The 22,286-nt window shown below is 55.3% G+C and carries 15 protein-coding genes; 12 read left to right on the top strand and 3 right to left on the bottom strand.

Annotated elements, in window-relative coordinates; genetic code table 11:
• Positions 1-74 precede the first annotated feature (74 nt).
• Positions 75-197 carry a hypothetical protein gene (locus ABD931_RS07835; protein WP_345265674.1) on the bottom strand — a complete coding sequence of 41 codons (123 nt, stop codon included), beginning with the start codon at positions 195-197 and terminating at the stop codon, positions 75-77.
• Between the two features lie 318 nt (positions 198-515).
• Between ABD931_RS07835 and ABD931_RS07830 the strand changes: the two genes are divergently transcribed.
• The 12 genes from ABD931_RS07830 (at position 516) to ABD931_RS07775 (ending at position 19,645) form a co-directional block, all read left to right on the top strand.
• Complete coding sequence (locus ABD931_RS07830; protein ID WP_345265672.1) at positions 516-1,295, top strand: MerR family transcriptional regulator; 780 nt, start codon at positions 516-518, stop codon at positions 1,293-1,295.
• A 145-nt stretch (positions 1,296-1,440) separates the two neighbouring features.
• Positions 1,441-2,316 carry an alpha/beta hydrolase gene (locus tag ABD931_RS07825; RefSeq protein WP_345265670.1) on the top strand — a complete coding sequence of 292 codons (876 nt, stop codon included), beginning with the start codon at positions 1,441-1,443 and terminating at the stop codon, positions 2,314-2,316.
• On the top strand, positions 2,297-3,202 hold the full coding sequence (locus ABD931_RS07820) for an alpha/beta hydrolase (RefSeq protein WP_345265668.1): 906 nt from the start codon (positions 2,297-2,299) through the stop codon (positions 3,200-3,202). The genes ABD931_RS07825 and ABD931_RS07820 overlap by 20 nt, the downstream gene beginning before the upstream one ends.
• Before the next feature lie 9 nt (positions 3,203-3,211).
• Positions 3,212-4,783 (top strand): carboxylesterase/lipase family protein, encoded by a 1,572-nt coding sequence (locus tag ABD931_RS07815; protein WP_345265666.1) that lies wholly within the window; start codon positions 3,212-3,214, stop codon positions 4,781-4,783.
• Positions 4,784-4,821: 38 nt separating this feature from the next.
• Positions 4,822-6,465: a carboxylesterase/lipase family protein gene (locus tag ABD931_RS07810; protein WP_345265664.1), complete on the top strand. Its 1,644-nt coding sequence runs from the start codon at positions 4,822-4,824 to the stop codon at positions 6,463-6,465.
• A gap of 67 nt (positions 6,466-6,532) precedes the next feature.
• Positions 6,533-7,594: an alpha/beta hydrolase gene (locus ABD931_RS07805; RefSeq protein WP_345265662.1), complete on the top strand. Its 1,062-nt coding sequence runs from the start codon at positions 6,533-6,535 to the stop codon at positions 7,592-7,594.
• Between the two features lie 128 nt (positions 7,595-7,722).
• Complete coding sequence (locus ABD931_RS07800) at positions 7,723-9,405, top strand: hypothetical protein (protein ID WP_345265660.1); 1,683 nt, start codon at positions 7,723-7,725, stop codon at positions 9,403-9,405.
• 28 nt (positions 9,406-9,433) lie between these two features.
• Positions 9,434-10,729, top strand: a complete 1,296-nt coding sequence (locus ABD931_RS07795; RefSeq protein WP_345265658.1) for a CitMHS family transporter — start codon at positions 9,434-9,436, stop codon at positions 10,727-10,729.
• Positions 10,726-12,048: an acyclic terpene utilization AtuA family protein gene (locus ABD931_RS07790; protein WP_345265656.1), complete on the top strand. Its 1,323-nt coding sequence runs from the start codon at positions 10,726-10,728 to the stop codon at positions 12,046-12,048. The genes ABD931_RS07795 and ABD931_RS07790 overlap by 4 nt, the downstream gene beginning before the upstream one ends.
• Positions 12,045-12,356, top strand: coding sequence for an AtuA-related protein (locus tag ABD931_RS07785; protein WP_345265654.1), 312 nt, complete (start codon positions 12,045-12,047; stop codon positions 12,354-12,356). The genes ABD931_RS07790 and ABD931_RS07785 overlap by 4 nt, the downstream gene beginning before the upstream one ends.
• 144 nt (positions 12,357-12,500) lie before the next feature.
• Positions 12,501-16,733 (top strand): two-component regulator propeller domain-containing protein, encoded by a 4,233-nt coding sequence (locus ABD931_RS07780; protein ID WP_345265652.1) that lies wholly within the window; start codon positions 12,501-12,503, stop codon positions 16,731-16,733.
• A 98-nt stretch (positions 16,734-16,831) separates the two neighbouring features.
• Positions 16,832-19,645, top strand: a complete 2,814-nt coding sequence (locus ABD931_RS07775) for a DUF8693 domain-containing protein (RefSeq protein WP_345265650.1) — start codon at positions 16,832-16,834, stop codon at positions 19,643-19,645.
• Between the two features lie 354 nt (positions 19,646-19,999).
• Here ABD931_RS07775 and ABD931_RS07770 read toward each other — a convergent pair whose 3' ends face one another.
• Both ABD931_RS07770 and ABD931_RS07765 read right to left on the bottom strand, forming a co-directional pair.
• Entirely contained in the window at positions 20,000-20,965 is a 966-nt protein-coding gene (locus ABD931_RS07770; RefSeq protein ID WP_345265648.1) for a DUF4382 domain-containing protein, read from the bottom strand.
• Positions 20,966-21,153: 188 nt separating this feature from the next.
• Positions 21,154-22,209: a CHC2 zinc finger domain-containing protein gene (locus ABD931_RS07765; protein WP_345265646.1), complete on the bottom strand. Its 1,056-nt coding sequence runs from the start codon at positions 22,207-22,209 to the stop codon at positions 21,154-21,156.
• Between the last annotated feature and the right edge of the window lie 77 nt (positions 22,210-22,286).

The following is a 22,286-nucleotide window of genomic DNA, read 5'->3' as shown; positions in this document are numbered from 1 at the left end:
GGAGTTGGTAAAGCTGATTGACAAAAAATGGCTGTAGTTGACTGGTTGGCTTGTTAATGGTAGCCGTGGCAATTTTAACCCGCCCGCCCGGAAACGAGGGCGAAAACGATCAGGACAAAAAAGGGTAAGCTATAGAGCCAGAAAAAAGCTTTGGCATAAGGATTCAGCGGTCCGGTTTCAACGGGTAAGTCATTCATAGCTGGTTGGTTGTACGCTTGAAACATTAAAAGATACATTCTCTATATACTAAGTAGTTTAATACTCTAAATAAATAAGTTGATTCGATAATCAACTTACTGGGGCCGGCCCGGTGTACTTGTTTCGGGTATGTGCAGGCAAAGTTGGTATGTGATTTAATACGACGCAAGAAAAAGTTAATAAATTGTTTTTCAGTATGTTACCTAATAGCCTATCTACTTTAAGGACTAATAAAGAATAAAATATGAAATTTTTTCTTGACTCTCCCCTTACGTCATAGCCTACCTTTCGCCCGTCAACCAACAAACCATCTGACCATGAGACAATACACGGTCCGGCAACTGGCAAAACTGGCGGGTGTGAGTGTGCGCACACTCCACCACTACGACGAGTTAGGCCTGCTGAAACCTTCTATCCGTACCGAAGCGAAGTACCGACTCTACGGCCCAAAAGAGCTTATCCGGCTACAGCAGATTCTCTTTTACAAGGAGCTGGACTTTACACTGGTAGCCATCAGGCAGATTCTGGAAGACCCGGATTTCGATGTCATGACGGCTCTGCAAAGCCACAAGCAGGCCCTACAGGCACGAAGAGACCGGCTATCCGAACTGTTGGTGACGATTGACAAAACAATTTCAACCTTAAACGGAGAACAAACTATGTTAACTGACGACGAACTGTACCAGGGCTTTTCTAAGGAGCAAGCCAACGCGTACCGGCAGGAAGCGGTCGAGCAATACGGCCGTGAAGCGGTTGAAGAATCGGAGAATAAGCTGCGTGGGATGAGTAAAGAGGCTTTTGCACAACTGGGTGCGGAGAGCAAGGAAGTGGCCCTGCAAATAGCCGGTCTGATGCACCTGGAGCCAACCGACCCGGCTGTGCAGCAGCTAATAGCCCGGCATTACGCCATTATCCGCCAGTTCTGGGCTGACTCAGTCGGTAAAAACGGCTCCATCGCCGACGCTTACAAAGGACTGGCGCAGACGTATGTACACGACCTGCGTTACACGGCGAGTTACACCGGTGAAGAGAATCCGGCTTACGCGGCATTTATCAGCAAAGCCATGACTCACTTTGCCGATACGCAACTGAAATAACCGGGCTGAATTATGGGAGAACTGGGTGAATACCCGGTTCTCCTCCTCTAAAGGTTTATACCCTGTCATTAAATTTTGCAATTGTTTTATAGTTAGTGTGATTCATATTCTTTCTTTATGTACTTTTGACATAAAGAATCGAACCATGCGTTTACCTCGTCTATTTCTTTCGCTTATTCTGCCTCTCACTCCTCTGTTGGCCTTTAGTGCCAAAGTCGACACGCTCGATGTGCCGAGTGCGGCCATGAAGCGCAACCTGCGGGCGGCTGTTGTGCTGCCGGAGTCGTACGCGAAAAGTAAAGCCAGCTATCCCGTATTGTATCTGCTGCACGGGGGTGGTGGTCAGTTCAGCGACTGGCTGAAGCAAACGCCCGATAAAATGCTGTTGCACAAACTGGCCGACCAGTACAACCTGATTATTGTCACTCCGGAAGGTGACCGGCTCGGCGGGTATCTGGACAGTCCGGTTCAGAAAGATAATCTGTTCGAGACATATATCGCCAAAGAGGTGGTTGAGAAAATCGACAATACCTACCGCACCATCCGCGACCGCAAAGGGCGGGTTATTACCGGGCTGAGCATGGGTGGCCACGGAGCCATGTACCTGGCAACCCGCCATCCCGAATTGTACTGCGCAGCCGGTACCATGAGCGGAGTGATGGACCTGAACTACAAAACCTGGCGCATTGACCCCAATTTTGAAACCCAGATAAAGCCGGGTTTCGCCCGCATTCTGGGTACGCTGGGCTCAACCCCTGATTACTACGCGGCCAACTCGGTCGTGAATATGGTCGACAGGATTAAGGCCAACGGCCAAAAGCTGATTATCGACTGTGGGGTCGACGATTTCCTGATCGAGCCGAACCGCGAACTGCACCGCCGGCTGGTCTACAATAGAATCGACCATGATTACACCGAACGGCCGGGCGGTCATACCTGGGACTACTGGCAAAATTCGCTGCCGTACCATGTACTGTTCTTTACTAACATCCTGAAAGCTAATGGCGCTGTTGTTCAATAAACGGAGGGTTAGTCTACCTGTTAAAACCCTGACCCTACTGGTCGGCTGCCTGCTATCGTTATCTTCGGTGGCAGCCAAAGTGGATACGCTGGATGTGCCCAGCGCCGGCATGAACCGGACCCTCAAGGCGGCTGTAGTGCTACCGGAAGCCTACCAAAAAGCCAGACAACCGTTTCCGGTGCTGTACCTGCTCCACGGCGGTTCGGGTAGCTTCCGGGACTGGCTGACTAAAACACCCGACAAAACGCTGCTGCACCGGCTCGCCGACCAGTACAACCTGATTATTGTTACGCCGGAGGGTGATGCCCGCAGCTACTATTTCGACAGTCCGCTGGTAAAGGCCAGTCAGTTCGAGACGTTTATTTCGACAGAGCTGATCAACAAAATTGATAACACCTACCGCACCATCCGGGAGAAGAAAGGGCGCGTCATTGCGGGCCTGTCAATGGGTGGTCACGGTGCTATGTTTATTTCTTCGCGCCATCCGGAGCTGTACGCGGCCGCTGGTAGTATGAGTGGCGTGATGAACATCAACACGGCGACCTGGAAAGTAGCGCCGGATTTCGCGAAATCCCGGGCTGAGAATTTTGTTCAGTTGCTTGGACCGCCGAAAGAAGGTGATGCGCCTTATCCCGGCTATACAATGGTGACGCTTACCGATAAGCTAAAGGCAAACGGCCTGCCCATCATGCTGGACATCGGTGTGGATGATTTCCTGATAGAAACCAACCGTGAACTGCACCGGCGATTGCTCGAAAACAAAACCCCGCACGATTATATGGAACGGCCGGGTGCCCATACTTGGGAATACTGGGAGAATGCCTTACCTTTTCAGGTGCTGTTTTTCAGCAAGGTTCTAAAAGCAAACGGTGTTACTATACCCTAAATCTGTCTCATGAAAACGATCCTTCCCGTGTTTGGTCTGGCTTTGCTGTTGTTCATCGGCGTTGTGGCGTTTGCACCAGTAACCGGTGAACTGGATACCGTTAACGTTACCGGCGGCCGCATCTCCGGCACGACCAACAAAAACGGTGATGTACGGAGTTTTAAGGGCATTCCCTTTGCCGCTCCACCCGTGGGCAATCTGCGCTGGAAAGCGCCACAGCCCGTAGTCCCCTGGTCGGGCGTTCGGAAAGCGGATACGTATGGACCAAGCCCCATGCAGAATTCGCCATCTCCTTTCGGGCCCTGGAGTGCCGAATACCTGATTCCCAAAGAGCCGATCAGTGAAGATTGTTTGTATCTGAATGTGTGGTCTGGTGCAAAATCTGCCAAAGAGAAGCGACCCGTTCTGGTATGGATTTACGGGGGTGGTTTCAACAGTGGGGGTACTGCCGTTCCGATTTACGATGGTGAAGCAACGGCTAAAAAGGGGATCGTGTATGTCAGCGTCAACTACCGCGTAGGACCGTTTGGGTTTTTCTCGCATCCGGAACTCAGCAAAGAATCCGGCCATAACGCATCGGGTAATTACGGACTAATGGACCAGATTGCCGCCTTACAGTGGGTGAAGCAGAATATTGCCCAATTTGGTGGTGACCCCAACAACGTAACTATTGCCGGGCAGTCGGCGGGTTCTATGAGCGTCAGTTGCCTGGTGGCGTCTCCGCTGGCCAAAGGGCTGTTCAACAAAGCCATTGCCCAGAGCGGTGCCGGTTTTGGCCGACGCTACCTGCCGCTTCAGCAGGCCGAGGAAAGCGGCCTGAAAACCATGCAGACGCTGGGAGCCTCGTCGCTGGCAGAGTTACGCGCCAAACCCGCCGACGAGATTCTGAAAAAAGCGCAGGGGCGTGGTGTGGTTATCGACGGCTACGTATTGCCGCAACCCATCGCCGATATTTTTGCGGCCGGTAAGCAAAACAACGTAGCGTTACTCACCGGCTGGAACCAGGACGAAGGCCTTACCGGTGCCCCCAAAAGTGCCGACGAGTTCCGGAAGCAACTGGAGCAGCAGTACGGCACCGACGCGCAGGCTCTGCTGCAACACTACCCCGCCGGTACCGATGCCGAAGCCGCCAAATCGCAGAATCACCTGTCGAGGGATATGACCTTTGGTGCGCAAAACTATGCCTGGGCTAATGTGGCCAGCAACCAGGGCCGCAAGGTGTACGTGTACCGCTTTACTCGCGTGCTACCCGCCACCGGTGAATACGCAAAATACGGTGCATTCCACACGGGCGAAGTGGCCTACGCCTACGATAACCTGAAATTCATTGACCATACCCTACGACCATTAGAGGCAGCCGACACCGAACTGGCCCGGTATATATCAAGCTATTGGGCAAACTTTATCAAAACCGGTAATCCAAACGGCAACGGGCTGCCACCGTGGCCGGCGTACTCCACCAATGACAAGCAGGTGATGATGCTCGGAGACATGGTTAGTGCCAGGCCGTTACCGGATGCAGCCGCGCTGGATTTTCTCTCCGTGCTGATGAGTAAAGCCCAACCAAACAGAACCAATTGATACTCAAAAACCAATACCTAACCTCAATTTTTCAGTTGATGCATACCAAACCCATGTTGTTCTCTCTGGCCGTGCTAGCACTGCCGCTGCTTTCCATAGCCCAAGCACCCAAACCAGCATCCGCGCCCATCGTAGCCGGCAAAGATGTTGCTGTTGTCCCTACCGAATCCGGCAAAGTGCGCGGCTACATCCACAACGGCACCTATACGTTCAAGGGCATACCCTACGCCAAAGCCGAGCGGTTCCTGGCTCCGACCAAACCGGATTCTTGGACGGGCGTACGCAGTTCAATGACCTACGGCCCGGTTTGTCCGATGGACGCGACGACCTCGACCAACGACGAAATTGAATTTTCCTTCCAGCACAACTGGGGCTATACCAACGAAAACTGCCTGAGCCTGAACGTTTGGAGTCCGCAACTCAGCGACAGCAAGAAGCGCCCCGTCATGGTCTGGTTTCACGGCGGTGGCTTCACCGCCGGCTCCTCGGTTGAACTGCCGTCGTACGATGGCGAGAACCTGACCAGAAAGGGCGATGTCGTTGTGGTTACCGTAAACCACCGCCTGAACATCCTGGGCTTTCTGGACCTGTCGGCATACGGCGACAAATACAAAAACTCGGCCAATGCCGGCCTGATGGACCTGGTGGCGTCGCTACAGTGGGTGAAACAGAATATTGCCCAGTTTGGCGGTGACCCCAACAATGTGACCATCTTCGGCCAGTCGGGCGGGGGCGGCAAAGTGACCAGCCTGATGAATGCACCCTCGGCGAAGGGGTTGTTTCACAAGGCTATTGTGCAGAGCGGCAGCTACATCACCAACTTTACCGAACGCGAGCTTACCCAGAAAGTGAGTGCCGCTCTTCTGGACGAACTGAAGCTGCAACCGAATCAAATCGACTCCCTGCAGAAAATTTCCTATGAGCGCCTGAACGCAGCCGGCAAAAAAGCCCTGCGTAAAGTAGCCGAAAGCCTGAAAGCCGAAAACCGCCCGGCCTTCGGCCTCGGCTGGGGACCGGTTCACGACGGCAGCTTCCTGCCATACCAGCCATCTGAACCGGCGGCCATCGAGCTAGCGAAGAACATTCCGTTGCTGGTGGGTACAACCAAGACCGAGTTTGGACCCTTCAACCCGGCTAACCGGGTGGCTGATATGGAAAGCGCCAAAACTGCTCTGCAAAAACGGTATAACGACAAAGCTGACTCATATATAACTGCCGTAAAAAAAGCCTATCCGGAAACGGCTAAGGCTTCTGATTACATGGATGTTGAGATCGGCTTCCGCGTCGGCGCTATCCGGCAGGCAAACCAGAAAGCCGCTGTGGCCGGAGCGGCCCCGGTCTATACTTACCTGTTCTCCTGGAGTTCGCCGGTGAACGACGGCATGTATAAGTCGATGCACTGCATGGAAATTCCGTTTGTGTTCGACAACATCAGCCGCTGCGAAGAAATGACCGGGGGCGGTAAAGAAGCCCACGCCCTGGCCGACAAAATGAGCCGGGCCTGGATTGCCTTTGCCCAAACCGGCAACCCGAACCACAAAGGCCTGCCCAACTGGCCCCGCTACACCGCCGAGAATGGCGCTACCATGATTTTCGACAACACCAGTCAGGTGAAAAACCACCATGATAAAGAGCTGATCGAAATCGCCACCGGCAAGCCGCTGATGACAGCTACGCGGTAAAAATTACTAGAGGCCGGGCTACTACCTACTAGCAGCACCGGCCTCTTCACTAGCCTATGTTCTGTTTATGAAATACGTAGCAACCTCATTGGTACTCCTTTCGCTGAGCCTAACCGGCCCGGCCAACTCCGTACCGCAACGCGCTGTTACGATTGAGCAACCGGTAGTAAAAGAGCGCTTTACCAAAGTCAGCGACATTGTCTGGGCCTCACCCAAGGGGATGAACCTGACGATGGACATTTACACCCCGAATACCGGAAAAGCCAGTTACCCGGTCATTGTCATGTTCCACGGCGGAGGCTGGCTCATCAACACCAAGAGCATCATGGACGAGCCGGCCGCCTACCTGGCCACAAATGGCGAATACGTCGTCTGCAACGTCAACTACAGGCTCCTGCCCGACCAGAACAATACCGTAAAGATGAACGAGATTGTGGAGGATGCCTTCGGTGCCGTGCTGTGGGTGAAAGACAACATCCGCAACTACAAAGGCAATCCCGGTCAGATTATCGTCACAGGCGACAGCGCCGGCGGGCACCTGGCCACTATGGTAGTTACCCAGGGCCACAACCTGGAATCCGACGGGTTCGCCGGTCCCACGTTAGGCTACAATCCAACCTATCTTCCAAAAGGCAAAACTACTGAGCAGGTAGCTAAAGAAAACGGGCTGGCGGTGCAGGCCGCTATCATCAGCTACGGTGCCTTTGACCTTTATGGCAGTGCGTTAGGTGGTTTTGAGAAACCCGGCAATATGTTCTGGGGCCTGGCCAAAGCCCAGCCCCGAGGCCTGTTTGGCGACGGTATCAACCCAACCGACAATCCCGCTCCGTACAAGCAGGTATCTCCCCTGTACAACATTCCCAAAGCCGGCGAACGGAAACTGCCACCTATGCTCTTTACCGTAGGCTCGAACGATAACCTGACTACCCCGGCTTCCATTGAAACCTACATAGCGAAACTGAAGGAAGCCGGTCACACTAACATCGCTTATTGGGTATACGAAGGCCGGCCTCATGCTTTTCTGGACTCGGGTTCCAATCCGTTTCTGGGCACCAGCTTCCAGAAAGATGCGCCCGCAGCGCTCGACAAAATGATTGCGTTCCTGGACACGATTTTTTACCGGCACTGACGGTTCAACCGAAAGAAAAGCGGTTTGATGCAGGAAAAACGGGAAATAAACAGACTGGTTACCAGGCATATTGTAACTTGTTCATCAAAACAACTCTATGCTTTCCGTACATCAAATTCTCTTTCACTATGGACCGTTTCTACCAGCTTCTCCGTCTGATGCTTCCCGTCCTGCTTTCGCAATTTGCGTTCGGGCAGGCACCGCTACCGGCTACCCTGAAGCAAATTGCCGAACAACTTAAACCGGTCAACGGCGCATCGCAGTCGTTTGAACAGAGCCTGACCTTTGATGCAACCCGTCCGTATCTGGTAACCACATCCGTCAAGGAAACAGATAAAAAGGGGCAGGCTACGGTGAACGAGTACGCGTTCAACCTGGCAGATATCGATCCGGGCAATGTCAACTTCGAAGCGAAAAAAGACCTGATGACACTGACGTTGAAAACACGCGCCAAACAGGCATTTATGGCGCTGAAGGAAAACGGCACGCAGAAGAACAACACAAGCCAGTTGGTCCTGTACGGGATCGACGCTGAGAATGCCCGTGCCCTGGCCGAGCTGTTTCGCAAGGCCATTCCCCTGGCCGATGCCCAGTTTGTAGCCGATGCGAAGCTGCCCGACACGTACGACGGGCTGATAAAATGGATTGGCAGCAATCTGGATGCAGCCACGGGCGGCTCCGATGCGCTCCAGCAATCCACTGAACTGGATAAAACCAATCCGCTACTGATGAAGCTACTGCAAAGCCGCACCGAAAAGGGAAAATCCATTGAGCGCCAATATCAGTTCAACATAGCCGACCTGAACCCGCAGCGCATCAGCCTGGACGTTGAAGGCTCGACCGTACTCGTCAGGCTGGAAAACAAAGACCGCTACATCCGGTTGCGAAAGAACGGGCAGTGGGAAAAGAATACCGATGCTGTGGAGGTCCGCTGCCTGACCGCCCAAAAGGCCCGAATAACCCAAATGGCCTGGCAAAAACTCCTGCCGCTGGCAGCAAAGCAACTGGAGGCCCAACAGGCTAAGGCCGTTCAGTATACCTCGCTGAACGACGGGCTGAAGCGCGTAGCGGCCGCCGTGCAGCCTGCCGACGATGGGTCGGACCATATCGAGCAGCAGCTTACCCCCAACTGCCTGGCTACACTGAGCCGCAAAGTATCGGGCCGTAAGAACCTCGACGAAACTTACCGCTTCTTCCTGAGCGACCTGGACGGAGCGAATGCCAAAGTCCGTTCCGACGGCAGCGCCTTCGTGCTGGTGCTGCCGGTAAAAGACAAGGGCAAGTGGATTACCACCACCCAGAATGGACAGCGCGGCAGTTACGAAAACACGCTGGAGATCAGAAGCAATGAGCTGGAAACCGTTCGGTTTATGCCGGCCTTGCTGACGAAACTGATTCCGGAGTGCCAGAAAACCGCGGCTACGGCCTTACCAGCCGGCGGGATGACCTGGGTAGCCGAAAAAATTAACGGCCTCCAGGATGCCAAAGGACAGACCACGTACCAGCTTCAGAAAACCGACAATTGCACCTTTACCTACACCGCCCGCCAGAATGGGGCGAAGAAAAGCACCGAGCTGCGCTGGGACCTGAACCTGGCCGACCTGAACCCGCTGGCCGTGAAAATAAACGTGTCCGGCAGTGAACTGGCCATCGATCTGGCCACGAACGGGAAGGAAAAAATAATTAAAGCGTTTAAAGATGGCCAGCCGACCAGCTATGCTAACCAGCTCAGTTTGCTGATCAACGATCTGGAAGTTGCCCGCCCGATGGCCGACATCTGGCAGCAAAGTATTGCGGGGTGCCGCCGGTAAACGGGCACACTTGACTTGTACCTACCCTATGCTTGCTTTTTTTGGTTTTGCCACTATTGTAACTTTTCTGGCGCTGATTTTCAGCAAACGACTGTCGGTGCTGACGGCCCTGGTGCTGGTGCCGCTGGTTATGGGGATACTCGCCGGCTTTACCCCAACAGAGTTGGGTGAGATGATTCTGGCCGGCATCAGACAGGTAGCCCCCACGGGCATTCTGCTGATGTTTGCCGTGCTGTATTTCGCCACCATGCTCGACGCAGGCCTGTTCGACCCAATCATTGCCGGTATCATCCGCTATGTGAAGGGTGACCCGCTGAAGGTCATCATCGGCACGGCCATTCTGACGATGATTGTCCACCTCGACGGCGATGGTACGGCTACGTTCATGATTGTGATGTCGGCCTTTCTGCCCATTTACCGTCAACTGAAAATCAACCGGCTGATCCTGCCGGGTATCGTGGCGCTGAGCGTCGGCCCGCTGCATCTGGTGCCCTGGTCGGGTACGTCGGCACGGGCCATCTCGACGCTGAAAACGGATGCGACCCAACTTTTCAACCCGAACATCCCGGCTATTCTGGCGGGTATTGGCTGGGTGCTGGTGGTGGCTTACTGGTTCGGGCTAAAAGAACGAAAACGCTTAGGCATAGCGGATTTTCAGTATGTACATCACGAAAACCTGACGGAAGAGCAGCGGCAGTTTCGTCGGCCGAAACTCTTCTGGGTAAACGCCGTGCTGACGGTGGGCTTGATTGTCACCCTGATGAAAGGCTGGATTCCGGCACCAGCCTTGTTTGTGGTAGCCGGGGTAGTCGCGCTGGTCATCAACTACCCCAGACTACCCGATCAGCAGAAAGTACTGCGGAGCCACGGCAACAACATTTTCATGGTATCGAGCATGATCTTCGCAGCCGGGGTGTTTTCGGGTATTCTGACGGGTTCAAAAATGATTGATGCCATGGCCACCTCGCTGGTGTCGCTGATTCCCCAACAGCACGCGGCCTGGCTGCCGACGCTCACCGCTATAACGAGTATGCCATCAAGTCTGCTCTTTACGCCCGATGCGTATTACTTCGGGGTGGTGCCTATTCTGAGCAACACCGCCACGCAGTTTGGTATCAATCCGCTGGAGATTGGGCGGGCAGCTTTGCTGGGGCAAATGACGGTGGGCTTTCCGGTCAGTCCGCTCACAGCCTCCACCTTTCTGCTGGTGGGTCTGGCCGAGGTAGACCTGGGCGACCATCAACGATTTATCCTGAAATGGGCGTTCGGGACAACATTAGTTATGACGCTGGCCGCTCTCTTAACCGGGTCGATTCATTTATGAAAGAAACTATACGCATTGGCTGCGGTGCCGGCTTCTCCGGCGACCGGCTCGAACCGGCCGTTATTCTGGTGCAACAAGGGCAGTTGGACTATCTGGTGCTGGAATGCCTGGCGGAACGAACCATTGCGCTGGCTCAAAAACGCAAGCGCCAGGACCCGACCCTGGGCTACGACCCACTGCTGGAACGCCGGATGGAATGCCTGCTGCCCCATTTGCTGGAAAAGAAGGTCCGCCTGATTACCAATATGGGAGCGGCTAATCCGCCGGCGGCCGCTGAGAAAATCTGCGCCATTGCCCGGCAACTACAACTACCCGTAACTGTAGCCACCGTTACCGGTGATGATGTGCTTCAGCAGCTTACCGGCAACGAGCCCGCCCTGGAAACCGGCAAGCCCCTCAACGAATCCGGAGCCTTGATCTCGGCCAATGCCTATCTCGGTGCCGATGCCATTTTGCCCGCGCTGGCCACGGAAGCCAACATCATCATTACCGGCCGCGTGGCTGATCCCTCGCTGTTTGTGGCTCCGCTGGTGCATGAGTTCGGCTGGTCGCTGGACAATGCCAACCAGATTGGGCAGGGAACTGTCATTGGTCATCTGCTGGAATGTGCCGGGCAATTGACGGGTGGCTACTTTGCCGACCCCGGTCGGAAAGACATACCCGATATGGCACACCTGGGGCATCCGTTTGCCGATATTTCAGCCGATGGCACGGCGGTCTTCAGCAAAGTAGCCGGCACCGGTGGCCTGGTTAGTGTCGCCACGGCTACGGAGCAACTTTTATACGAAGTGATGAACCCCGGCCAATACTTTACCCCCGATGTAGTCGCCGATTTTACGCAGGTACGGCTGGACCAGAGCGGTTCAGATCAGGTGAGGGCCACGGGTGGTCGTGGCCAGACCCGCCCCGATACCCTGAAGGTAAGTGTAGGATACGATGCCGGTTTTGTCGGCGAAGGCGAAATATCTTATGCCGGCTCAAACGCTTTGGGCCGGGCAAAACTGGCCGGAGCCATTGTTCAGCAGCGTCTGCAAGACCGCTTCGCCGACCTCCGCGTCGATTACATCGGCAGCACCTCCGTTCACCGCACCGCCTTCGGCCACTATCCCGATCCGTACGAAATCCGGCTGCGGGTGGCCGGGCGGGCGGCTACTGCCAAAGAAGCGGCCCTGGTGGGCGAAGAAGTGGAAGCGCTCTACACCAATGGACCGGCTGGGGGTGGCGGAGCCCGCAAGTACGTACACGAAATTGTCGGTATTGTGTCCACCCTCATCGACCGCAACCAGGTATCGCCCCACCTAACCGTTCTGCACGCATGAAAACCAAACTATACAGCCTCGCCCACAGCCGCGCCGGCGACAAAGGCAATACGCTGACGCTCTCGCTGATTCCCTACAATCCAGAAGACTACCCGGTGCTCTGCACACAGGTAACGGTAGAAGCCGTCAAAAACCACCTGTGTGAGATTGTGGCCGGTGAGATCACCCGGTATGAACTGCCTAACCTGCCGGCGCTTCAGTTTGTGTGCCAGCAGGCCCTGACAGGGGGCGTCACGACGTCGTTAACGATGGACACCCACGGCAAAAGCCTGAGCTATGCCTTGCTGGAAATGGAGATAGCGCATTGATTGTCAAAAAAAAGCATAGGGCAATCGGGCGGCATTTTCCCGAATCAGGCTTATTGCCCGTTTAGGGAAAAATGCTCATTTTACACCTTTCCTCCTTATCTTTAAGCACCGACATCATCTCCTTTCCGTCGGAAAGCATTTACGGTGAAATCTCTAGGCTTTGCCATTGGTTTTGTGATTTGTTGCTGGCAGCTAGCGCTGGGCGGCAACCCGCTGGGCGGCATCCCGCTGGGCGGCAACCAACCCTACGCGGCTTCGGTGCAACACTACGGGGTCGAGAATGGACTGGCGCACCGGGAGGTCAACGCCATTTTGCAGGACCGGCAGGGATTTATGTGGTTTGCTACCCGGTTCGGGCTGAACCGCTTCGACGGCAAGACGTTCACCACCTACACCAAGGAGCGCAACGGCCTGGCCGTTGACAATATCCAGTACATGGCCCAGGATGCCGACGGGCTGCTGTGGCTGATGGGGTGGCAGAATCCCTCGCTGATTATGCTGTTTGACCCTCAAACCGGCACCGCTACATCCTTCGGCCAGAGGTTCGGCCCAAAACTACTCCAGCAACAATGGACCGGCGACGAACTGCTGCTCGGCAGCCCGGACGGGACCATCTTTCTCCCCGGTAGCCGGCACCCCGCTGTGCTAATCAGCTATCACCCGAAAACGGGCCTGCGGCAGGTGTCCCTGCCGCAATTCAGGACCTTACGCATGGCGCACGCTACGGCGCACCATACGGTCTGGGCCATTGCCGACAACAGTCGGATGGTCGAGCTGACTCCCGACGGGCGTGTTATGCACCAGTACTATCATCAGTCCGTGTATCTGACAAGTTGGTGGGGGTATACTCGAAACACCCCTTTTTTTTACGCCGAATACACGAGCGACCAACAGTACAAAGCAGTTTACAGTATCGATGAGCAGGGGAACCGCCGTTTCTGGCCTCTCGGCACACTGGGCATTTATAACCCTTACCACCGGCCTATGCCGCTGTACCTGAATCAGTTGGGGTTGATCTGGCAAGAGCCCCAACTGATTGACCCAAAAAAAGGGGTATTGCTGGATCTGAAGCGGCTGGGATACGCCATCCACGGGGACCGAAGCATCTGTTACGACCGCAGCGGCCGCCTGTGGCTGGGCAGTAGCTACGGATTAGATCAGGTCAAACTGGCACCGAACCGGTTCCGGCGGCTATTTTACGAGCCGACCAACGTACCCGACCAAATGGTACCGGTCCGGGGCATCCAGATTATCCATAACGAATTGTACGTGAATCTGGAATCGAAAGGGCTGTTTAAAGTCAACCCGTCAGGTGGGCACCCTCAGACGCTCTACCAGCCGGTCGGCTCCGCGTCCATGCGTAGTCTGGCGCAGGACCGACAGGGTCGGTTGTATGCGGGGGCGAATGAGCAGTTGCTCCGCTCGGATACCACTCTGAAAAAATGGGCCGTTAGTACCCTGCCCTACGAAGACCGGCAACAATTCTGGGCCATGTACGCCTTCAGCGATACACATATGCTGGCCGGGACCGAGCAAAAGGGTCTGCGACTGATCCGGACCACCGACGGACAAATTCTGCCGTTCCGGCAATACAACCAGTTTACCGAACTGGCCCAGGCGCATATACTGCACATTGGTCCCGACCGGCAGGGTACTATCTGGCTCTGCACCACCACGGGCCTGTACACCTTTGATCCGGCCAAAGGCATTACCGGTCGCTACTGGAGCGGAGGACAGGGCCAATATTACCTGCCGGCCGATAACTTCCAGCACTTCTATCACGACCCTGTGGGCGTGTACTGGCTGGCAACGGCCAACACGGGCCTGATTCGCTGGGACTGTCTGCGTAACCAGACGCACTCGTTCCGGCGCACGGAGGGTCTATCCAACGACAATATTTACGCCGTGTATGCCGACCGGCAGGGGCACCTCTGGCTCAGCAGTGACTACGGCATTATGCATTTTGATCCGGTGCGGCAGACCACCCGCACCTACCTGGTGGAGGATGGCATTACCAACGTAGAGTTTAACCGCATTGCCCATTGTCAGGCCCCCGACGGCCGGATCTACTTCGGCGGGCTGAACGGCATCACGGCCTTCGACCCCCGCGATTTCGAAAACGAGCCGGCGCTGGAGCGTCCGCCCATCTACCTGACCACGTTCCGGCAGTTCGATCCGGCGGTTGGCCAGGTAGTTGACAAAACCGCCGGGGTGCTCAATACGGGGCAGATTCGCATTCCACCCGGCGATGGTACCAGTGTGCTGGAGTTTGCCTTCCTGAACTTCGACGACGCCAGCCGAAACGTATATGCCTACCAGTTTGAAGGGCTGGGCGAGGGCTGGGTCATGCAACCGGAGCCGCTGCTGCGCCTGAACCACCTGCCCTATGGCGAGTATCCCTTACTGGTCCGGGCGCAGGCCGCCAATGGACAGTGGTCGGCCAACACCCTGACCATCCATCTGGTTGTCCTACGGCCGTTTTACCTGCGCCAGTGGTTTCTGGGATTGGTGGGCGTGCTGGCCATTGCCGGCATATGGGGGTGGTTACGCTGGCGGAGCTGGGCGCACCGGCAGGAACAACAGCGACTCCAGACCGAGATCAAACAGGCTACCGCCCGCATTGAGCAGGACAAGGCGATCATTGAACAGCAGGCAGCGAACCTGCTGCGGCTGAACGAAACCCGCTCGCATTTCTTTACCAATATCTCGCATGAGTTCCGGACGCCCCTCACCGTGATTCTGGGTATGGCCGACGAAATCAGAAACTACCGGCCCGGCCCGGATAGGCCCGGCCCGCCACTGAATCAGATGACGGGTTTGATTGAACGCAACGGCACCAACCTGCTGCGACTCATTAACCAGATTCTGGACCTGTCGAAACTGGAAGCCGGAGAGATGCACCTGCATCCGGTTCGCGCCGATCTCGTCAGCTTTATCCGCTACGTGGGCGAGTCGTTTCATTCCCTGGCGAAAGCCAGAGACATTGAGCTTGGGGTATGGTCGGAGGTGGCGCGGTTCGAAACCGACTTCGACAAAGACAAACTCCAGGACATACTCGCCAACCTGCTGAGCAACGCGCTTAAATTTACCCCGGCCGGTGGGCAGGTATCCTGCCGGCTCAGCCTGCACGAAGGCTGGCAGCCGCTGAGCCCGCTGGGCTACCATGAAGAACTGGTCCCCACCAACCAACTGGGTGATACCTGGATTCAGATTACGGTCAGTGATACCGGAACTGGTATCTCTCCCGCCGACCTGCCAAAAGTTTTTGACCGCTTTTTCCAGCGGTCCAACGATTCGACAGGGCCTAACGTGGCCGGGTCACACAGGGCCGATACGCTGGTCAGCGGCACCGGTATTGGGCTGTCGCTGGTGCGGGAACTGGTGGGGCTGATGGGCGGTGGCTTAGCCGTGCGGAACCGGTCCGGCCAGGAAGGAGGGGCTGAGTTTGTGGTTAGTCTGCCGCTGATGGCAGTTGGCAGTGAGCCGTTGCAGTCCGACGGGTTAGCAGGGGGCAAGGCGCATGAGACGGTATCAATGCCCGTACTGGTTAATCCGGAGCGTAATGCGTGGACGGAGTCGGTTGCGGAAATTGGCGGGGAGAAGTCCCTTTTGCTGCTGGTGGAGGATAACGACGATGTGGCGGCCTACATCCAGGTTTGTGTCGCGGCCGATTACCGGGTTATCCGGGCCGAAAACGGAGAGGCTGGCATTGAGCAGGCGCTGGCGACCATGCCCGACTTGATTGTGAGCGACGTAATGATGCCCCTGAAAGACGGCTTTGAACTCTGCGATACGCTGAAAAACGACGAGCGCACCAGCCATATTCCCATTGTGCTGCTCACGGCCCGGGCGGCTGTTAGCGACCGCCTGTCCGGTTTACGACGCGGGGCCGATGCCTACCTGATAAAGCCCTTCCTGCGAGCAGAATTGCTGGTCGTACTCGGTAATCTGATGCAGAACCGTCGGCTGCTACAGGTATACTACCGCCAACTGGCGCTGGGCGGCACGGGCGAAAATCAGCCGCTACCGGACGAACCGGCCGAGTCGCTGGAAGACCAGTTTCTGGTGAAACTACGAACCCTCGTGGAAGCGCATCTGGATGATGCTACCCTCTCGGCCGAGACGATCTGTCGGCTCATGGGCCTAAGCCGGACCACGCTGCACATGAAGCTGACGGCCCTGACGGGTATGTCTGTCAGCCGATACGTGCGGGCCCTGCGGATGCGCAAGGCGCAGGACTTACTGACCAACAGCGGGCTGAACATTTCCGAAGTGGCCTATGCCGTGGGTTTCGACAATCCGAAATATTTCATTCGGTTGTTTTCGGAAGAATTCGGCGTTTCACCCGGTATTTTTCGCCAGTCGGCCAGGGGCTGAACAATACTGCACCTTTTCGGAACAATAGTGAACCCCGTTTCCGGCCATTACCGGTACACTTGCCGTGCTGTTTTTGTAAACCAGGCAGCATGTGAACCATGAACGTATCATCTACCATTTTCTCTTTTAAACCATGCCAACTACCTCGTCTTTCCGGGCTACCCCGTCGGGCCGGCTTTCAGACCGGTATTTGGGGCCGCTGGTTCCTGGGGATGCTGTTGCTGTATAGGCTGACGATGCTGTCGGCGCTGGCCCAGACCACCTGGACAGGAAACGCCGGCCCCGACTGGGCCACGCCCGGTAACTGGAACACGGGGGTGGTGCCCACCGCTACCAGCGATGTGGTGATCCCGGTTGTCGGCAGTGCCAATTACCCCACTATTGGAGCGGGCACGGCTGCCCTGACCAAATCGGTGGAGGTGCAGACCGGGGCGACGCTCACCCTCGCCGGCTCGGCCACGATGACCGTGAGTGGGTATAGTAACACTACCGCCCAAACGTTCTATAACCTGGGTAGCGTCTATAACAGTGGGCAACTGATACTGAACAGTCCCGGAAGCCCATATATCTTTATCAATAAGGGCATCTTCGACAACAAAATCGGGGCCGAAATCCGTATCGACAACATCAACGGTTCCAAAGGCTTGCAGAACAATACGACCGGTATCTTCACCAACGCCGGCCAGATTGTTATTGGGGAGCATTCTGCTAATCCTAGTTGGAGTATTAGCCTGGAAAACACAGGTATATTCAACAATAGCCAGGACGGAGCGATCCGGCTTACCGGGGCAAGCGCTACTGAGTTGTATAATACGGCGGGGAGGTTCACCAACACGGGTAGTATCCACACAGGAACGTCTGGCATTAAGAATGGCGCAGGAATCGATAACAGCGCTACCTTCGAGAATAAATCGGGGGGATACATCGAGATTATCCGAGGTAACAACGGCATACTTAATTTCGGCACGTTCACCAACGAGGCTCGCATCATCGTAGGCGGTCCTGATTTTCTTGGAAGTAATGGAATTGCCAACAATGCCACGTTCAGCAATCTGGCGGGTGAAATCCTGATTAAAAAATACACCCTGTATGGTTTGTTCAATAGTAGCGGCACGTTCACCAACGCGGCCCGTCTGGTTATCGGGGCGGAATATGAGGTGGTCTTTGGGCTCTGGAACGCCAGCGGCACCATCCGCAATACAAGCTGCGCTAGTCTGAGCCTGGCCGCCTACCTTAGGAACGAGGCTACGTTAACCAATGAGGGGCTGATGACGGTCAGCTCCACCAACAGCCTTCATTATAATACGGCTCCGGCTGTATTCACCAACGCCGGCATCCTGGCCTACCCGCAGGGTAACCCTATTCCCAACGTCACCAACACCAGCAGCAGCCTGCTGGCCCTGCCCCTGAGCACCACCTGTGGGCTCACGGCCAGTCCGGCGTTAACGGTCGGTGGCAGCAATACGCTGGTGGTGGGTACTACGTGGTACCAGAACGAAAGCTTAACTACAGCCGCCGGCAGCTATGACGCCGGCATCAATACCTTTACGGCCTCGAACCTGTCTGCCGATGGGTCCTATCCGCTCTATTTCAAAGTAACCGATCCTGCGAATGGATCCTGTACACTAACGGTACCCACGTCCATCACGGTAAAAGCTCCGCCGGTAGCCGCCATCAGCCCCACCTCAGCCACGCTCACTTGCGCCAACCCCAGTGTGACCTTAACGGCCAGTGGGGGCAGCAGCTACCGCTGGAGCACAGAGGCCACCACAGCCGCCATCAGTGCTACCGTAGCCAATACCTATTCCGTCACGGTCACGGGGGCCAACGGCTGCACCGCCACCGCATCGCGAACAGTACAGGGCGGGGCCAATACCGCTCCGCAGATTGCCACCATCACCACCGGCACCAATCCGCAGGTCATCACCGCAGCCTTCGCCCTGAATGCTTCCGTGAGCGATGCCGACAACAACCTGACCAGCGCCGGCATTGCCTGGGGCGACGGCACCAGCAGTTCCGTGGCCGTTGGTTCGGGGGGTGGTATGCTCTCAGCTACCCACAGTTATACGGCCACGGGGGTGTACCGGATCAGTGTCACAGTCACCGATGCCTGCGGGGCTTCGGCTACCCAACCCTTTGAGTATGCCGTGGTGTATGATCCCACCGGCGGATTTGTAACCGGGGGCGGCTGGATCGACTCCCCCACGGGGGCTTACCTGGCAAACCCCAGCCTGACCGGCAAAGCCAACTTCGGCTTTGTGGCCAAGTACCAGAAAGGAGCCACCGTGCCCGATGGCAACACGGAGTTCCAGTTCAAAGCAGGGAATCTCAATTTCAAAAGCACGGTATACCAGTGGCTCGTGGTAGCCGGGGCAAAAGCGCAGTTCAAGGGCTATGGCACGATCAACGGAGCGGGTAGCTACGGTTTTATGCTGACGGCAGTAGACGGTAGTCTCAACGGGGGCGGAGGCACCGATAAGTTCCGCATCAAAATCTGGCAGAATAATACCGAATCGGCTGTGGTCTACGATAACAACCTGGGTGGTTCGAACGATGCCAATCCAACGACGGCCCTCGGGGGCGGGTCCATCGTCATCCACGACGGCAAAAATAAGCGGGAGGGTTTTGGTCTGGAGGTCCTGCTGTCGGCCGAGGCCGTTCTGTTTCGCAACTATCCCAACCCGGTAGAGGGTCGCACCACGTTTGAGTTCCTGCTGCCGCAGGGAGGGACTTACTCACTGGACCTCCAGGATCTGAGAGGCCTGCCGGTTCGTCGGCTTCAGAGTGGTCAGGCCCCGGCCGGTGAGGTGCAGCAGGTAACCTGGGTGGTGGGGCCGACACCGAGCGGAGTCTACCTGGGCCGGCTCATCACCGAGCAGGGGGTCAAGACGGTGAAGGTGCTGGTAAAGTGATTACCCCAACCCCTCCACCCTGCTTGTCGGTGACAAAAGGGCGTTAGTTGTTTTGGTCGCCTTTCGGTCCTATAGCCAACCGCATACCCCTATGAGTATTGGAGAATTTGGTGGGCAAAACAAAATTCTCCAACACTCATAGGGGTATCTTGCTAAACCTTCTGCTCAGAATCCGAACTTACAGCATCTGGCTCAGGTGAGTGGGAGGTGGTGACACCTCCCACTCACGATGGGCACCCACGGTAAAAGCCTGAGCTATGCCTTACTGGAAATGGAAGTGGATGTATAGATGACAAACCCTCCAGCCGCTGGTAGTGACTGGAGGGTTTGTGAAGCCCTGAAAAAAACGCCGGCTTACAGGCTTAGCAAGCCACCTAGCGTCACGTCAAGCCGGGCTTCAGTATTGGCTTTTACCGACACGCTCGAAACCCCGTTAAGGCTCAGTCCTCCTCCCAGCGACAGCACACCTCTCAGGACAGCTGAGCCGCCGTTTGGATTCTGCTGGTAGGAGGCAAAACAGATGTCATAATCTCCTTCTTCCAGAAAGGAGAGCTTGTAGTTACCGCTCGCGTCAACAGTAGCACTGTTCACGGCGTTGGCAAATTGATTAGCGCTTTCAGCACTCCTGTTGAACTGCCCTTTCTTGTAAGCGTACACCACCACGCGGCCATTGGATCCGCTGTTGGTGCTTTTGCCAACAATGCTGCCCACACGGTTTTTGTTTACAACCCGTACGGTTGACTGCAATTCACTCTCGCCAGCAAAAATATACCCACCCGGGCTGTTTCCGTTATTGTCCTTTACCGCCTTTCGCAGGTCAAAATCCATTACCAGTGTCTGCTCCGACTTTTCGGCTACCTGCAGGGCCTGATTGCTTTTTACCTCTACACGCTGTACTCCGCTTGCGCCGAGATTGTGTTTTTGATTATCGGTGGTTAACACATAACAGCCCGGTGCATTTCCATTTGCGTCAGTAGCGTAATCCAGTACCAGCGACACATTGCTGTACGTACCGGCTTCCAGATTGGCTACACCCAGACCCTCTACCCTGCCATTCTGCAAGGCCAGCACATCAATGGTTTTTTTGCCGGTAAAGCCGGAAAATGGCTTTCCATCCACGTTCACCTCAGTAACGGTAACGAATACACTTCTGACACTGGCATCATCAATCGGAGCATCCGTCAGTTCAATGGCTACCCGACCAGTTGAACTTGTTCCGGTAGGCGATAAACCATCAGATTCTACCTTACAGGCATGGGTTCCCAGCCAGACGGTTAGGCAAAGCGGAAGCGTAAAGACGCGCCAAAACACTCGTTTCATACTAAAACATTAGGTTGAATAATGAATAAAGGGATTCTTACGAAGCCGGCAACGGTTTACCGACGTAAGACGTACAGGTGTTTCAAATGCGCTAGTAAATAGTGAATCAAATAAATCAACGTCTATATATACGACGGAGGGGTGGGGGTAGATTGTCCCGTTTGCTCAGATTTTGAGGCAGCAACCGCTTACCGGCGATTCAAAAAGTAATCGTTAACATCCTTAAATCCTTCAGGAACAGCGCCGATACGGGTACTAATACCATATTGTGCAAATGTTTCAGAAAATTCAAGAGCGGCCTTTTTGCCGGCTTCATCATTATCGAAGTAGAAGCATACCTCTACTCGTTTGAAGAGTTTGGCCCACTCACGCTTGAACATGGTAGCACTGCCCAGGCTGACGGCATGGTACCCGTGTTGCGCCAGCGTCATGCAATCGAAGGCTCCTTCGGTCACAAAAACGGTATGCTTAGGACCCAGCCGGGGCAGTATATCCTGGTTGAACAGTTCAACGGGCACCCCGCTCAGAAACTGGTAGCGGGAGATATTGTCGGTAGGCGAGCCAATTACCCGCGCCTGTAAGAAGACTATGCGGCCTCTTTTGAAATAGGGAATGATAATTGGGTGGCGGTAAAAGATTAGGTTTCCCCGCTCGTTGTACAAGCCGCTCTCCTGCAAATCGAGCAGGTTAAACGTATTGCGGAGGTGGGCATGAACCGTTTCGTAATCGGTCACCACAAAAATTCTGAACGTTTGCAGCACCTCCTGCGTAAAGCCGCGGCTTTGCAGGTAGTCCAGCGCATCCTGCCCGATCTGGTTGCCAGGCTGCTGTTCGCAAATGCGCTGAAACTCCTCGTAAATGTCACTGTGATACTCGCGGTAGACATACGCACCCGAATCCGGTGCCGTTAGCTTCTTGTGGGCCTTCACCCGCTCCGGCGTCACTTTCCGCACGCCTTTTCGTTTGTACCCGCCAATCTGGTAGCCCGGCAGGTAATTGGCCGCCAGTTCATGCATGGCTGTACGATACTCCTGCCGGGAGATGTCGGCGTAGAAGCCGACAACGTCGCCGTGCTTCCCGCAGCCAAAGCAGTAGAAGGTGTTAGTCTGTGGATACAGCACCAGCGAAGCCGTTTTTTCGTCGTGAAACGGACAAAGAATCTTGCGGTTGAACTGAAGCTGGTAACCCAGGTCATTGGCTACCTGTACAATGCTGATGTCGCGCACTTGCGCCAGAAGGTCCATGCAATAAGTCTCCGTTGGTAACTGCGCCCATCTATAACCGCAAACAGTTTCTGGTGGTTATGAACTCATGTACAGCG

The organism is Nibrella viscosa (assembly GCF_039541875.1).
GTDB classification, from domain to species: domain Bacteria; phylum Bacteroidota; class Bacteroidia; order Cytophagales; family Spirosomataceae; genus Nibrella; species Nibrella viscosa.
This window is presented reverse-complemented; position numbering and strand designations above follow the sequence as displayed.